General features: G+C 42.8%; 11 protein-coding genes and 2 pseudogenes. 4 read left to right on the top strand and 9 right to left on the bottom strand.

What is annotated here, in order from left to right:
* Positions 1 to 104: 104 nt before the first annotated feature.
* Positions 105 to 764 carry a DsbA family protein gene (locus V7L12_RS00935; RefSeq protein ID WP_335081264.1) on the top strand — a complete coding sequence of 220 codons (660 nt, stop codon included), beginning with the start codon at positions 105 to 107 and terminating at the stop codon, positions 762 to 764.
* A gap of 228 nt (positions 765 to 992) precedes the next feature.
* Here V7L12_RS00935 and V7L12_RS00930 read toward each other — a convergent pair whose 3' ends face one another.
* Positions 993 to 4,196 carry a GAF domain-containing sensor histidine kinase gene (locus tag V7L12_RS00930; RefSeq protein ID WP_335081262.1) on the bottom strand — a complete coding sequence of 1,068 codons (3,204 nt, stop codon included), beginning with the start codon at positions 4,194 to 4,196 and terminating at the stop codon, positions 993 to 995.
* A gap of 462 nt (positions 4,197 to 4,658) precedes the next feature.
* Between V7L12_RS00930 and V7L12_RS33060 the strand changes: the two are divergent.
* Positions 4,659 to 4,802 (top strand): annotated as a pseudogene (locus V7L12_RS33060) (IS982 family transposase); the annotation flags it as partial.
* A 322-nt stretch (positions 4,803 to 5,124) separates the two neighbouring features.
* Complete coding sequence (locus tag V7L12_RS00925; RefSeq protein ID WP_335081260.1) at positions 5,125 to 5,310, top strand: hypothetical protein; 186 nt, start codon at positions 5,125 to 5,127, stop codon at positions 5,308 to 5,310.
* 145 nt (positions 5,311 to 5,455) lie between these two features.
* On the opposite strand, the gene V7L12_RS00920 is transcribed toward V7L12_RS00925, so the two are convergent.
* From V7L12_RS00920 to V7L12_RS00905, 4 genes are all read right to left on the bottom strand, one after another.
* Complete coding sequence (locus V7L12_RS00920) at positions 5,456 to 6,655, bottom strand: DUF4159 domain-containing protein (protein WP_335081258.1); 1,200 nt, start codon at positions 6,653 to 6,655, stop codon at positions 5,456 to 5,458.
* 73 nt (positions 6,656 to 6,728) lie between these two features.
* Positions 6,729 to 7,763 (bottom strand): phage tail protein, encoded by a 1,035-nt coding sequence (locus V7L12_RS00915; RefSeq protein ID WP_335081256.1) that lies wholly within the window; start codon positions 7,761 to 7,763, stop codon positions 6,729 to 6,731.
* A 182-nt stretch (positions 7,764 to 7,945) separates the two neighbouring features.
* Positions 7,946 to 10,141: a putative baseplate assembly protein gene (locus V7L12_RS00910; RefSeq protein WP_335081254.1), complete on the bottom strand. Its 2,196-nt coding sequence runs from the start codon at positions 10,139 to 10,141 to the stop codon at positions 7,946 to 7,948.
* Positions 10,138 to 10,551: a GPW/gp25 family protein gene (locus tag V7L12_RS00905; protein WP_335081395.1), complete on the bottom strand. Its 414-nt coding sequence runs from the start codon at positions 10,549 to 10,551 to the stop codon at positions 10,138 to 10,140. Before V7L12_RS00905 ends, V7L12_RS00910 begins: the two co-directional genes overlap by 4 nt.
* 24 nt (positions 10,552 to 10,575) lie before the next feature.
* Here V7L12_RS00905 and V7L12_RS00900 point away from each other — a divergent pair, with 24 nt between their 5' ends.
* The gene (locus V7L12_RS00900) at positions 10,576 to 10,716 is read left to right on the top strand and encodes a hypothetical protein (protein WP_335081251.1); all 141 of its coding nucleotides are present in this window, start codon (positions 10,576 to 10,578) and stop codon (positions 10,714 to 10,716) included.
* Between the two features lie 518 nt (positions 10,717 to 11,234).
* Here V7L12_RS00900 and V7L12_RS00895 read toward each other — a convergent pair.
* The 4 genes and pseudogenes from V7L12_RS00895 to V7L12_RS00880 all read right to left on the bottom strand — a co-directional run.
* On the bottom strand, positions 11,235 to 11,732 hold the full coding sequence (locus tag V7L12_RS00895) for a PAAR domain-containing protein (RefSeq protein WP_335081249.1): 498 nt from the start codon (positions 11,730 to 11,732) through the stop codon (positions 11,235 to 11,237).
* A gap of 300 nt (positions 11,733 to 12,032) precedes the next feature.
* Positions 12,033 to 13,841 (bottom strand): VgrG-related protein, encoded by a 1,809-nt coding sequence (locus V7L12_RS00890; protein WP_335081247.1) that lies wholly within the window; start codon positions 13,839 to 13,841, stop codon positions 12,033 to 12,035.
* Between the two features lie 71 nt (positions 13,842 to 13,912).
* Entirely contained in the window at positions 13,913 to 14,491 is a 579-nt protein-coding gene (locus V7L12_RS00885) for a CIS tube protein (protein ID WP_335081245.1), read from the bottom strand.
* Positions 14,492 to 14,529: 38 nt separating this feature from the next.
* Positions 14,530 to 15,575 (bottom strand): annotated as a pseudogene (locus V7L12_RS00880) (hypothetical protein); the annotation flags it as partial.

Below are 15,575 nucleotides of genomic sequence, written 5' to 3'. Positions count from 1 at the left end.
AATTTCCGCTAAAGTTTTAACGTGCTATCTACCAGCTTAGTATTTTTCACCGCTACTGTAGCAACCAGATACGGATTGGGCATTGGGGAAGAAGTAAGGTAGCTATGGTAGCCAAGATGTCGCAGCAAATCAAAGTATACTCATACTCGATATACCACTCGTCAAATTCATATATCGGTATTGCTCTTGCCGAAAAATCTTTGCGCGGATTGCCTGTTGATATTGAACGACGACCAATCTATATACCGAAGGAGCGTGGGATAAAGGTAGTTGACCTGCAAGGACGAAGTGAAAACGCCCTGTTATCGTCGTATCACAAAGAAGATTGTCTGCGGTGGGCAAAAAAGTACGGTATTGAAATTCGGCTCAAGGAACTTGAAGAATTTGGTAGGTGGGTCAAGCGCTGGGAGAAAATGAAGTTTGGCCGCGAAGAACTTCCCGCGAGAGCATATTACGCTGCTTGTGGAACAGGGAAGGAGCATCTGCTTGATGCCGCATTCTTTCGAGCGACGTATATTGACCTACTTGATGTCAACGATGAGTCTGTGATTAAGAAAGTTGCAAATGATGTTGGGCTGAATGGCGATCGCATTCTTGAATTAATCCACGGTGAAGCAGCTAAACTTGCAGCAGTGGCAGCTTTAGCAGAATACGAGCAATTTGGCTGTCCTGGAGTGCCAACTTGGGTAGTGGAAGGCGAAAGATTTTGGGGAAAGGATCGTGTTGATTGGGTAACAGAAAAGGTAAAACAATTAATTATGTGATACTGCTGTAACCAAAATAGTACTGATATCATGTCCGCTTGATTACTTATTAAACCCAAAGAACCCCACCCCGCCAAAGCTACGCTTTGTCTCCCCTCCCCTTGCTAAGGGGTGGGGTGCAATGGCTGTGGTTAGCATAACTAATTATGCGGACATGGTATGAATGCTGAGTAAAAAAGTGATGATTTTTACCCGTTCCACGGGAAAATCATCACTTTACCTCTTTGCTTATTCCTGGTCTAACCCCTTAACTTTAGCTACTGATTTTTTAGTTGTTACCTGACGAATCGGCAACTCAATCACAAACTCTGTACCTTTGCCAAGTTCAGATTGGCAGTATATCTTGCCATTATGTTTTTCTGTAACTATCTGATAGCTGATAGACAGTCCCAGCCCTGTACCTTTACCGACAACCTTGGTAGTAAAAAATGGATCGAACAGTCGAGAGAGGACTTTTTCATCTATGCCGAGTCCGTTGTCGGCTATGCGAATTACAATCCAGTCTTTATTGAGCAGGGAGGTAGAAATTCGGATTTTGCTGGGGTTTTTTGCCAGCGCTTCAGAAGATTCCTGCGTGGTTCGTTCTTCTAGAGCATCAATGGCATTGGACAGCAAATTCATAAATACCTGATTCAACTGACCGGGATAGCATTCTATTAGAGGTAAAGTAGCATAATCTTTGCTCACATGAATGGTGAGGCTATCGGCTGAGGGCTTCAAGCGGTTTTGCAAAATCATTAATGTACTGTCGATGCCTTCGTGAATATTTGCTGGCTTGAAGTCAGCTTCATCTAGGCGCGAGAAGTTCCGCAAAGATGTGACAATTTCACGAATGCGTTCAGTGCCGACCTGCATGGACTGGAATAATTGAGGTAAGTCATCGACCAAATACTCTATTTCGGCTTTTTTGAAGAACTCTTGGATTTCTGGTGCGGCATCAGGATAATGATGCCAATAAAGCTGCACATAGCGAAGCAATTCTTGCGTGTATTGGTGGGCGTGTTCCAAGTTGCCGTGGATGAAATTAATCGGGTTATTAATTTCATGGGCAACTCCCGCCACCAATTGCCCCAAGCTGGCCATTTTTTCAGCGTGGATAATTTGCATTTGGGCAGTACGCAGTTCATTCAGTGCCTGGGCGAGTTGATTTGCTTCTTCACGAGTTTGACCCAGCAAACTGGATTGTTGAAACAAGTTGGCTTGACGCAGCGCTACACTGAGTTGAGCTGCCACTTGGGTAACAAATTCCAATTCAGCCTCTTCCCAATGACGTGTATGGGTGCATTGGTGAATGCACAACAATCCCCACAGTTCATCACCTTCCATCAATGGCACAATAATCTGTGCTTTGACTTGGAATCGCTCAATCACATCCAGATGAGGTACTTTGGAGCCAACGCTGTTGACATCAGATATAACTTGCACTTGCCCTTGACGATATTGGGGTGCATATTGATCGCTGAAGCAATAGTCTTGCACCTTCACGGCGAGGGTAGAATCGAACTTGGGTAAGACATCTTCAGCAATAAATTCACCGCTGCAAAAACCGACATTTGGATCGAAGCGGAAGATGCCGACTCGATCCGTATTCAGCGATCGCCGCACTTCCTGTACCGTAGTCTTAAAGATCGTCTCCAAATCCAACGATTCCCGAATTTTGACGACCAAATCAAATAAAATCCGGCGCTGTTCAGCCGATTGTTGCAGTTCATCAGCGCGAGTTTGAATTTGAGTCACCATTTGAGAACTTTGCAGTGCTACTCCCAGTTGGCTAGCAACCTGTCCCAAAAATTCCACTTCCACACTATCCCACTGGCGCGGTGCAGAATGTTGATAGGCAGCCAGCAATCCCCAGAGATTCCGTCCTACAAAAATTGGGGTTAACGCATAAGCGCGAATTTTGAACTGCTCCAAAATATCTAGATGACAGCGCGAGTGCCCAGCTTGGTAAATATCCTCTACAGCAAAATTTTCGTTGTTGCGGTAGCGTCCGCCTTTGGTTTCTTGGAGATGGGTATCTTCCCAAACGAGATTTTTGCCAAAGGGATTAATGCTGTCCCACTGTGGCTCAACCATGCCGAAATTACTGACGAATTCGCCACTCCAGTCTTCATTGAAGCGATAAACACCAACCCGCTCAACTCGTAGCAGTTTACATACTTCTTGGCAAGTAGTTTTTAGGATTAAATCAATATTTAAAGAGGAGCGAATTTTCCCAACCACTTCAGTTAATGCTCGTTGCCGAGCGATCGCATCTTGTAGGGCAGAAGCTTGTTGTTTCGACTGAGCCAAATTCTCGGCTTGCTGAATCGCCACTCCCAATTGTGCCCCTACCTGTCCCAGGAATTCAACTTCGTAATTTGCCCATTGGCGCGGCCCGGAGTGTTGATATGCTGCTATCAGTCCCCACAGTTTTGGGCCGATGAAGATGGGTGCTAAGGTATATGCCCGAATCTTAAATTGCTCCAGAATATCGATGTGACAACGCGAGTGTCCGGCTTGGTAGATGTCGTTGACAACAAAACTTTCGTTATTGCGGTAGCGTCCACCTTTCGTTTCTTGGAGGTGGGTATCTTCCCAAACGAGATTTTTGCCAAAAGGATGGATTCTATTCCACTGCGCTTCTACCATCCCGAATTGGCTGACAAATTCGCCGCTCCAGTCTTCATTGAAGCGGTAAATTGCTGCCCGCTCTAACTTCAGAAGTTTGCAGAGTTCTTGACAGGCAGTGTCTAGAATAATTTTGGTATTTACAGACGAGCGAATATTTCCGACCACTTCCGTCAAGGCACGTTGCCGCGCGATCGCATCTTGTAGTTCTGCTGTGCGTTGTTTAGTCTGTTCTAAATTTTCTGCCTGTTGCATTGCTAGACCAAGATGGCTGGCAGCTTGAGCGAAGAATTCAACTTCGTGAAGACACCATTGCCGAGGAGCGGAGTGTTGATAGGCTGCAAGCATTCCCCACAATTTTGCACCAATAAAAATCGGTGCGATCGCATACGCCCGAATCTGAAACTGTTCTAATACTTCAATATGACAGCGAGCGTGCCCTGCATCGTAAATGTCAGTCACAGCAAATGGCTCATTTTTGCGATATCGTCCTCCTTGGGTTTCTTGCAAATGCGAATCTTGCCACACCAAGTCCTGTCCAAATGCGGTCAATGCATCCCAAGGATGTTCTGCAAAGCCAAAGCGATTAATAAAACTACCGCTCCAGTCAGTGTTGAAGCGGTAGATTGCAACTCGCTCAATCTTCAATTGCCGACAAATATCTTGACAAGAAGTCGAACAGAGGGATTCGATGTTTACAGATGCGCGAATCTTAGCCAGAATCCTCGCCAATATTTTTTGATATTGAACCGTTAGCTGTAGCTGTTTGTGACACTCTTGCCGGTCTAAGTGGTTCGACGCTTCATAACTGTTCGTTGTCATAAAGTATAAATAAAATAGACTACCTGCTTTCAGTGTTCCCTTGTTTATTTGTAATTGCTCAACTAGTCTTGGTTAATGGAGAGTTTTGATTACTTGTAGCTTCTAGTACGGTTTTTAGTTTCTGGATTTTCTCCCATAGCTCTACTATCAAGGCTTCCTTTGCCTCGTTCGATAGTTGTTTTAAGTCAGGCAGTTTTTTGATTTCTTCGGCTAATTTCTATCTCTGCCTTTTGTTAAGGGTGTTGAGCAATTACAAAATTAACTATTAATTAACGTGAGTTCAACGGTTAGAAAACGGCAAAAAGCTTGCTAGATATGAAACATGAGAAACTGGGTAGGTGTTGCGATGCCTGCGGCGGGCTACGCCTACGCTAAGATTAATTGAGAATGAGCAAAAAAGTCACAAAAAAATGCCGAGACTAAAAATATCTCAGAAAAAAGAGGGTCAGGGCTTAGTCTACCATTGTATCTCGCCTCGATATCGTACAAATCTTCTGTGACGTAGATGATTTTTACAATCAATGGGAAAGCTTGTGGCAACAAGTACCACAGTTACTATCAGCAAAGGGAGAGCGTCGGAGTCAATCAAGGATGCATTTATCTGAAACAGAAAAAGGAAAAATTGTATCTCCCATTGTCAATAAGTACTCCACTGTAGAGGTTGGGATATTTGAAAAACTGAAAAACTTTGTTAATAATCTCGGTCGGTTTTTCTGCAACAGTATGAGTGCGATAATCAATAAAATTCGGTCTTTATTTGCCCAAAGCGGAAACAACACTAGTGGTTTTGATTTTCTAATGAGAGAACTTGAACACGACAAAAATAATACTGCGATCTCAAACAAGTAAAGTTAATAATTTTAAGACCTTGATGGTATCGTTAATTTAGGGCGATCGCTATCTTCGGTTTCAGAAACAACGGTAGGAAATGATGAAGAATCAAGATATCCACAATCAATCCTCCAGTGCCCCCATGATTACCATTAACGAACAGCTCCTTGCTGCGATCGAAACCGCTCCAGAATCGATTCTAGAGCAAACTCTTGACTATCTCGAATACCTCAAAATTAGAAAAAATGCCTCTGGTATTAAACTAGCAGATGCCTCTATCTAAGATGGGGAAGCAATGCTGCGCCGCTCCAAAGCTAAAGATTTGCTGAAATTTGCTAGCAACTGGCAAGGCGATGACTTTGAAAAATGTCTTCAGTTTGTTTGCGACACGCGTTCCCATGCTGAATTATGATGTATCTGCTTGGCTTTCACCACTGCCCGGAATTATCCTCTTGTTGCAACCCAATTAACTGTCGCCGCTTCCAAGCATAGTGAAGAATATTAATCCCTAATTCCTGAGCTGTACGAATGGTCAATCTGGGTAAACTCAAATCTCTATCCAGTCCCCAAGCAGTTGCTAAATCTCCAATCGCTAAAATAATTCCTCCACCAATTAACAGTTTAATCTGTTGTTGATTAACCATTGGCAAGGCAGCAAATAAGAAAGGTTTTGTCCTCAAAGGATGACTCCGTTGCAATTCTTCTAAAGGTCTTAAAGGACTCTCTAACTGTTGTGCCAAGGCTTGAGTACTCTCAATCAGAGGATTCGCATTTGTTGGCGCATCAACTAAAAGTACACCACCTAAATCTAAGTAATTTCTGAGGGATTCAAATTCGAGACTATTTAAAGAAATTGCCTGTCCACCTGTGAGATAAAGGATGTCATAGTCTTGGATATTTTCTGCTAAAGAAACCTGACCTGGTTCATCAGCCCCTCGTAAACTTGGGTATAAAGGTTCTACTGCTTGTAACAAATACGAAAGGCTGAAAAAATTACGCGCACATTCGGGATCGCTATGATTCGCCTGCGCCATACATACAAGTGCTTGGGGACGCATTTGTGCCTGACGGCGATAACGCAAATCAATATTGTTATATCCAGGAAAGAAAGCATCCGCAGGTTGGGTAATGTCAGTATGTCCTGGTTGTAGGAGTATTCGACATATTTCTATTTCTGAACTGGCTGGTGTAGAGTTTATTTGGTCAATTCGATAAGTTTCTTGAACAACATCTCTTTGCTGTCCGCGCCGCAATTCATCAGGATCTACGTAGCTAACTACTAAGTAGATCATGAGCGGTTCAGAACTTGCTACTTCTAGATCAATGGGAAAATCATAAGAAGTCGGTACAACAATTAGATTACCTGCTAAATCAATTGCAATGCCAGGTTGAATTTGCACCCAACGTCCATCTCGATATCTAGCTTCTACCTGGCTTGGGGCAGTTACATCTCGCACGCCTAAACCGCAGACAATTCCTGGTTGGTTTAAACTTTGATATTGAGCATTTTGCCGATTACGGTGGTAATCATGGGCTGTGCGCCAGCGTTCCGCATTGATTAATAAACCGTCTGCGGCTTGCAGACGTTCAAAGGATTTAATTGGTGGGGTTGGGAAAGGATGGGACATAAATAATTCAAAATTCAAAATTCAAAATTAAGAAAAGCTCAGGCAGAGGTGCAGAGAGAAGAAGTTTAAAATTTTATTGGCTAGAAGGATTTTCGATAGATAATTCATAGGTGCAAAAAGCAGGTTTTTCTTGTTCTATGATTCTTTGAATAAGTTCTTCGTTGATGATGCCACTAGAAATATTTGAACGCAAACGCACTAGAAAGTGATATGGTTGCCCACCTGCTAAAACTGCATTTCCAAGTTGTGCATCTCCGATAATGAAACTTGGACCAAAAGGTTCTGTAATACTAATATGTTTATCAGCTTCATTCGGTAAATGTTCGTCTAGCGGTAAACCAGTATAAAGATGTAAATAGAGACGCAATCCTTTACGAGTTCCTCGCCAGCGATAAAGTTCTACAGCCCTGCTAATTAAACGCCGCTGTTGCTGGAGATCCCAAACTGAATCTACTTGCCAAGCAACCCAATGAGCCATAAAGGGTAGTAGTGCTTGTGGTGCTGTCAAGGGATCGAGGTTTGCCCACATGACGTTATAACTATCAACTATTGGTTGAAAAGCTTGCTCAAATATTTTGATGAAGCGACCAATAAAGTCCACTTCCCGATACAAAATTGGCAAGAATTCCATGTAGGCTGTGTAGGGACGGATATATAAATCAAAATACTCACTTCTCTCGATTTGTTCGTTGTCAGTGCCTGGGTCTATATGTAGAGTAATTAGACTGCGAAAATTGAGTGTTAGTTTGTCTTTTTTTCCAGGAGCGATCGCTTCTTGGTCTTCAAAAAATGTGTCGGGAATTGAGAAGTAAAGGACAGCATCCATTTGTCCGCGAGGCGGTATTTCACTACCTTCTGTGCCAATCTGACACCACTCGCTAGGAAAATTTCCGTCAACGCTTAAGCTCACCCGCAAAGGACGTTGTTCTAAGTTTTGCACTTGCACAATCATCTCGCTGGGATGCCCAGGATGCAAGAGTAAACTACGTCCAGCTACATCCATGTTTTCCGCATTTGCAAATGCTAAACCTGCCACAGGTAAAGCTTCAGGAATTTGCATTGGCGTTAATTGAATGCGTACAGATGGACTAGAGCGACTTTGAACCATAACTTATCTACCAATTTTAGATTTTAGATTTTGGATTTTGGATTAAAAGTCTTTACCACAAGGCTGTTCCATAAATTTTAGACAATACCAATTACGAATTACGTTAGCGAAAGCGTTGCGGTAGCGATAGCACAGCGTTAGCGAGGAACGAACGTCGGAACGAGCGTCATTACAAATTACTATCAGCGATTAATGATCTGAATATCGTGATTAGAACGCAGATTTGTATCAGCCCAAGAACAGATTAAACCTTCTGATCCTGGATCAATCAATTGTTCTGGTGATGGTTGTCGTCGCCAATTTTCTCCTTGCTTGCGGATGGGAAACAGCAGGACGGGGCCTAAATGACGCACGCCTGGGGTTTGTTGCAGTAAGGCTACAATATCCGAGGTATAAACAGGTCGCCCAAATGGCCATCCTTTGCCGTCCATTCCTCCAGTTAAGGGATTTAAATATTTATACAGCGATCGCCTTAAATTGCGGCGAATTTCTTCGCTGGCAAAAGGGTTGTTGTATGCTGGCTCTAAAGCAACTTCTGTCTGTACAGAAACACCTACGTAATTCGGTTCTTCTAATTCTATTTGTACCCCTAATAACCGTCTTTCATCTAAGTAACTCAAAATTTGCTCTTGCAGGGCATTACTCAGAGCAAACTCTTCTGGTGTCATGCCATTGCCTTGGGCGATCGCATCTGTATTTGCGAATGGAACTATCAGCAAACTAACTATACCAGCTTGTCTTTGAGAATTTGCTGGCAAACAGCGAACACGAGCGATCGCACCATTCCCCGCCTGTTGAGCCAAAACTTCAAAATCTTCGGCTGTGACGGCGCGATCGCGGGTGCGGAGGATGCGGGGAGCCTTCATCACAGCTTGCTCCAGTGACTCGGCATCTGCACCATTGATTGCAGGTACACGATTGACCACACTAGCAATATATGGATATGCAGACTTCAAAAACTGAATTGCCCCAGTTTGAACATTGCCTTCTCTACCACCGCCTGTACGATAAGCAACCATTTTAATTTCTGAGCCACGGGGAGGAATCGCCCCATACTGGTGTTCCGACTGATTATTTTCAAGAACTTGTACAGATGTGTCATCTAGTTGTGGTTGCTGAGTTCTTGATCGCACCTGAGTTTGCTGTTTAAGTTGGCTAGGTTCCCGAATCAGCGGCCCAAAATGAATTGTACCAGTGATCGAATCGATGGTGTAATGAAAATTATGCGGACCAGAATCAGCAAAATCTCTCACCTCAGTCCACTTTTGAGGCAATCCACCAGAGGGAGTAACTAGGATATACTCATTTTCTCGGCGTTCTAAAATCGGTGCGCTTTGTAATTCAAAAGTTTGACCGGGTGTACCATCACTAATTCCTAAGCGCTCATCTTCAATAAAGGTACTGTGACTAGCCCTAACTGTACCGCCAATTGACTGCACTGCTAAACCAATAATCCTTGGTGGACGATTGTAACCAGATTGATTTGTTTCTGTGAAAGTAAAGGTACAGCGTAGCCAGCGACCCCGGTAAGAGGTAAAGTTGGTAACAGGCCAATTTTGCGGTAAATGCAGACGGACATCTGCCCCTTCAGACGGGTTATCACCCTGTTCAGCGAGTTCATAAAAACTGAAGCCACGAGTCTGATCATCTGACTCTTGGAATAAAACTGATTGCCAATGTTCTCCATCCCAGGCTTCCCACTTCCGAGGCGGTTGATTGGGATTAATCCCAGCAGGTGTAGCTGCGGCTCCTTGAAAAGTAATATCTAAAACATTACCATCTAGAGGATCATCAGAAGCGATCGCTAAATAAAAGCAGTTGCCAGGCTGGGGTTCCTCTTCAAATATCGATAGTTCATTGCCTGTCCAGAAACCGTTAGATTGACGAGTCCATGAACTTGTGACTCTTTCTCGCAGAGATTGGGGAATGTCTTCGGTGGTTTGGGCAGTTAAGAAGTGTTGTATGCGGGGGGTGCCGATAATTAGAGGAGAATCTGTACTAAAAGTAATAGCTTCTGTGGCTTCAGTTTGGATAGTTGAAGCTTCTAATCCTGCTGGAATAGTGTAAACTTCAGGCAGTGCAGCGCTTAAATAAAAAGTTAATTCCGTGCGGGCTGGGGCGGGAGGCTGGAGACGAATACCCAGTAATTCTAGGAAAGCTACATAATTTTTTCGAGGTACCTGGTTAAATCTGAGCAACATCTGGTCAGTTAACCAAGCAAATAACTCAATTAGCGTAATTCCTGGGTCACTGAGGTTGTGGTCTGTCCATTCTGGACAGTAGCGAGGAATACGCATAATACATTCTTCCACCAAATCATCGAAGGCGCGATCGTCTAAGTTGGAAGAAGGTAATTTCGGTAAAAAGTCAAAGTTCACGATTCCTCCCCAGCTGAAACCAAATAATAAGGATAAACAAAACTATAAATATCGGGATCGTCTTTGAGTCGATAATTGATGATGATGTCCACTCTGCCACGCACAGGGTCAGGATCAGTGAGAACTTCATCGATAATAATGCGTGGTTCCCAAACTTCTAAAGCTTCCAAGACATAAAGACGGATTCGCAGTAGGGTATCGCTATTCAAAGGTGCAAACGCCAGTTCTGACAAGCGAGATCCAAACGTAGGTCGATAAACCCGCTCACCTACTCCAGTGCGGAGGATAATCCAAATAGATTCTTTAACTTTTTGATCTTCACGGCTAAGTTGTATCCCACCTTGCACACTTAAATGCAGTGGATAAGCCCAACCTGTTCCCAAATAGGCTCGTTGACGACCATAAACCATATCTGGCACTTAGACAGCTGTTACATGGATATCTTCAAAGATATCGGCACAGAAGGTTTAAGCCTATTCGCCAAAGGTCGAACCCTCCGGGAAATTCAAAATTCAAAATTGTCTCGTTCCCAGTCTCCGACTGGGAATGCTTATGGGAGGGCTGCCGCCTCTTGACTTGCGGCAGAGCCACAATGAGCAGCATTTTCAGCCAGAGGCTAGAAACGAGGTTTAAGACAAGAGTGAGAAATCATTGAGATGTACTACAGTTAATTTCTAGTCTTGAGTACAAGGTCCCTTACCTAATCTGTAACTGAATTGTATTGGAATATATTATTAAAAAAGTAATTCCAACCAAGATAAACAAGATTAAAGTAGCAATTAGACTACGACGGAGAGAGATAGCATTAAAAAGTACTAATAGCCATATCAAAGCAATCTCAACTGCACTAGCAATGGGTAGAAGAGTGGTAACCTTTACCAGGTTAGGACTTCCTAACAAAAAACCAAACCAAGGAGGCTGTAACGATATCTGGATAAGCTCTATTTATAGCAAAAAAATTTGTAACCCTACTATTGCTATCAGTAATTTAATGATCCCCTGAAATAATTCACTTATCATTTTTCTGCTCTAGTCAAACCTCTTTCAGCTAAATAATCACGAATTGCGGCCGAGCTAGTGCGTGCCTCTCCAATCAGCCGCCAATCAAAACAGTGGGATTACCTCTGGTAATTTTATTCGGTGGCCCTAATGCTTCTATAATAGTATCGCCCATACGACAGGCAGGCAGGTTGTTAATCAGTACAGTTTTGCTACCGTCAATTACAACACCGGGGCCATGAGGAGGTACGGGCGAGGGTGTGGCGCAATTATGAATATCAGCACCTGCGGCAGCAGCACTGATTGCGCTACCCATAGTAGTTGCTGCTGTTGTCTTTGTAGTTTGTTCGGCGGCTAGGGCAGCAGGTGCTCCTGGTGTACCAGCCGCCGCCTTGGTAGCAGTCTCAGCTGCTAGGACAGTCGTATCAGAAGATGTTTTGGCAGATAGCAAACCTGGTACTGCTGCTGCAAGCACACCCCGCCACGCAGGTAAAGACCCAATCAACACATTGCGACTACCTGGGCCTCCTGTCAATACTGGCGGTAAGGGATGCGCTACATTGTCGGTAATTCTTGCTGCTGGTCTACCCATGACAACCTCCTAATAATATTTTTCATGATCAAACTTTAAAAAAGCCCAATGAAAATAATTCGTAATTCGTAGTATTACTCGCCTTCTCTACGAGACCGGAGGCGAATGGCGAGAAGCAAGCTACGTAATTCGTAATTAAATTAATTTAGAATTTATTTCCAACTAATTCAAGACTACAAATTTATAATTTGCTATGGTGTTTCACCGAAAATTACGAATTACGTTAGCGAGTATTCGTACCCCTACGGTGAAGCAAGCTAGCAAGAGCGTTTCGTAGAGAGCGTCATTACGAATTCGTAATTAATTAAGGCGAATCATCCTGCCTCTGACTGTAATCATACCCCTGGCTGTAATGTTTATATTTGTAACAGCATTTAATGACAGACTACCTTTTGAACTTACTGAAACAGACCTAGTCTTGTCGTCCATTTTGATTGTATGACGGCCTGTTGATTGCACTAAAACAGACTTAGCCATATCGTCCATTTTGATTGTATGACCGCCTTTGGTTTTAATCTCTATAAACTGTTGAGTATCATTGAGATAGATTTCGTGACCGTATTTAGTTTGTAGGCAAATACCTGCTTTACTCTTTCCTTGAGGTTCCTCGATAAACTGTAGAGTATGTCCGACACGAGTTTTAAAGGTGCGTAATCTTACGCCACGTTTTGTAACTGAGTTGTTAAGCACCTTTTCCGGTGGTGCATCCTTGCCGTTCCATACCCCGCCAATTACATAGGGACGGTGGATATCGCCATGCTCAAAACCTACCAAGACTTCATCGTTCACCTCTGGTAAACAGTCGAAACCTCTCTTTGTCCCTGCTCCCAAAGCTACAACTCTCGCCCAGTCACTTGTATCTTTTTCTGTGAGGGTGGGAAACTGGACTTTCACTCTACCCCATCCCTTTGGGTCTTGGTTATCAGTCACAATTCCCACTAATAAAGTCTCAGATGGCTGTAGGCGTTTTTGTGTAGATAGAGTTGTGAATAAGTCACCAGAACGTAGTCCCCGCACGCTGAAATCAGTTGTATAAACCCGCTTACTGAAGAGATGGCGTGTTTCTGTAACATAATACTTACCACTATAGCGATCGCCCATACCCTGAAGATCAATAACTTGCCCCGGTCGAATGTCAGGATTACCCTCTGCCTTGGCATCTGCATAAACAAATTCTCCTCCCAGTTCATCACACAGAGCCTGAGCCATAGTCTTTGCTTGTTTTGCGCTGGCAACGGGTTTATCTACAACAATCATTTCCTGGGACTTAAGATTGGGAAATGCAGTACTGGTACTACTTCCTAGCTGATTACCTGTTTGAGTTAGTTGTTTCTCTTTCTTAGCTGTTTGGGTAATCAATTTTTTCTTGGTATAGTCCCAGGCACGTACTTCCACAGAACTCACCTGTTCAGCACTAGTGACGCGAATACTAAATTTATTAATATCAACTAGCCATTTTAGTGGTAAAGCTCCCTGAGCTTTTGGTTTGCAAAAATTTATTTTCCCATCTGTAATAAATAGTTCAAAACCAATGCGGGCAGCCCTTTCCCGTAAAAACTCCATATTAGTTTGGTTTTCTTGAAAGACATACTCATGGACTTCGCCACTTGGGTCTATATTGCCAAGTTTTATCCCTACTTCTCTAGCTATTTTTTTTACTATGTCGCTATCCCTTTGATTCGTAAAAGAACGATTATAACGACCTCTGTGAAGACGATGAGAAATATCATAGCCGCGAACAATTATATCAGCTTCAGATTTTTCATTGAAGTGAACTTCCATCCCTGTAATTTCGCCTTCAATCAGGAATTTGTCTTCCACATCTTCAAAATTCTTATCTAGAGTAGTACTCGAAGTATAACCCAACCTCACTTTTTTCCCAATCTTAAACAACTGCTCATGTCGCCAAGGCTTGTTTTGTGGTTGGTCAGATGTAGGACTATAGCTATTATGTATTACTAGCGTAAACATCGCTGGCAAATGAAGACTTTCTTCTATTGTCATTTGCAAGACATCCTTCATCAATTCAGGAGAAGCGGGTTTTCCGTCTATCTGGATTTTAGGTTCACTTAAATAAAGGCTTTTTTTAGCAGGGCTTTTTGGAGGCATAACTATTATTGTATAACTATGAAATGTTCAGAGCGGCCTTTAATGACAAAGTAGTGATAAATTAGTATTTATCACTTTGGTTTGCTTGCTTTAGGTTGATCAGTTTTTCCCACCTTTTGATTTGGCTGACGAGCTGGGCCTGTAGATGCAGATTTACGTCCTCCCGGAAGGTTTTTTTCATCTACTTCTTGTAAGGCTATATCTACCAGTGCCCTTACTGGTGTCCCATCACTAAGAAACATATTTAAAGTGTAAGTTAGACTCGTGATTACACAATAAAAATACTCTGTTCCCCATGTCAATATATAAATAGGTGGGCGCTGAGCAGCTTTTCCCTTGATAGTTTCTACACCTTTTTTTATGTCATCTATATACTTTTTCATCACCGACTCTTTGGTTTCATAAGTATCATATAGTAACTGTTTCAGTGTGAACTTGTAAGGCTCAACGCCAGAAAAATTCACTTTCGGAAGTAGAGTAGTTCCTCTATTACCTTGTTTACTTTCCCACCTAACAGTCCGAGCAAAACTAATGTCTGTGGGATTAAACATCAATTCAATATCTGGCGCTTCACCGTTATAAGCTATAAGTTTGGCTTTTTCAAGTTGCGGTTGAAGCTTTTGAATAACAATAATTGCTGGACTTGGCATCTGAGTATTTCTCCAAAAATTAATTATTGAATGGGAATTTACCAAGGTAATCGACCTGAGTGACCGCCATGACGCTCTCGCTCAATTTCTATCCGTTGCCGTAATCTGCTATAAATTTCACGGGCTAGAGCTTCAAGATCAGCCGTATCATCTTTAGCATCTCCTTTAGAAGACGAATAAGTGTTTTCTATCTTCTGAGTTACTGGTTCTATATCTCTAGATATGTCGGGTGGAGTGACCTTTCTATCGTCAGCAAAGCCTCTAGGTGCAGGAAGGTGTTTAGCAAAAATTTGTGGCGATTCGGAAACATGAGAAAATTCATAATTTTGGCTGTTAGATTCTACACCATTAAAATTAAAGCTAGTGAATTCATCATTATTTCCATTTAGTAAATCTTCCACACTTGACCATTGAGAAGGTGTGTTTGACGATTGGGAAGGTGTATTAGTAGTAGTATTAGGATTTGCTTTTCGGAAAATCAGGGGAGGCGATGAGTATTGAGGTGAAGGTTCACCTACATCACTTGTCTCGTTTTGAAGAGGATTAAGCTGTGGAGAATTGAGGATTGAAAGTTTCTGTTTTCCAATATCCAACCCCAAGGAAGAAGGAATTAAAGAATTAGATATCTGAGGTGAGTGAGTCTCAGCGCTTTTTAGTTGTAATGAAGTGTCTGGAAAAGAATCGACTTTAGTCGGAGTCTCTGGAGAAGTTTTTTCTTCTGATTCCTTAAAATTGGGTGTCTGTAAACTATTTTGCTCAACTTCAGGTGGTGTGCTTACCTCGTCTTGTGGGGAGGTTGGATTATCTGGGGTATCAACAAAGGTTGATATTTCAGGATTTGTTACCGCAAAGGGAAATTCTGATTCTACTGTTTGTTCATTGTCAATAGTTTTCCTGAAAATACTCGCAGTTTCACCAATCTCAGGCGATGGGCTGCTAACTTTTGGTGCGATCGCAGTTTCACCAATCTCAGGCGATGTTGTCGGAAGTGGTGCGATCGCAGTTTCACCAATCTCAGGCGATGTTGTCGGAAGTGGTGCGATCGCAGTTTCACCAATCTCAGGCGATGTTGTCGGAAGTGGTG

The organism is Nostoc sp. (genome assembly GCF_036918245.1).
Lineage (GTDB): Bacteria > Cyanobacteriota > Cyanobacteriia > Cyanobacteriales > Nostocaceae > Nostoc.
This window is presented reverse-complemented; position numbering and strand designations above follow the sequence as displayed.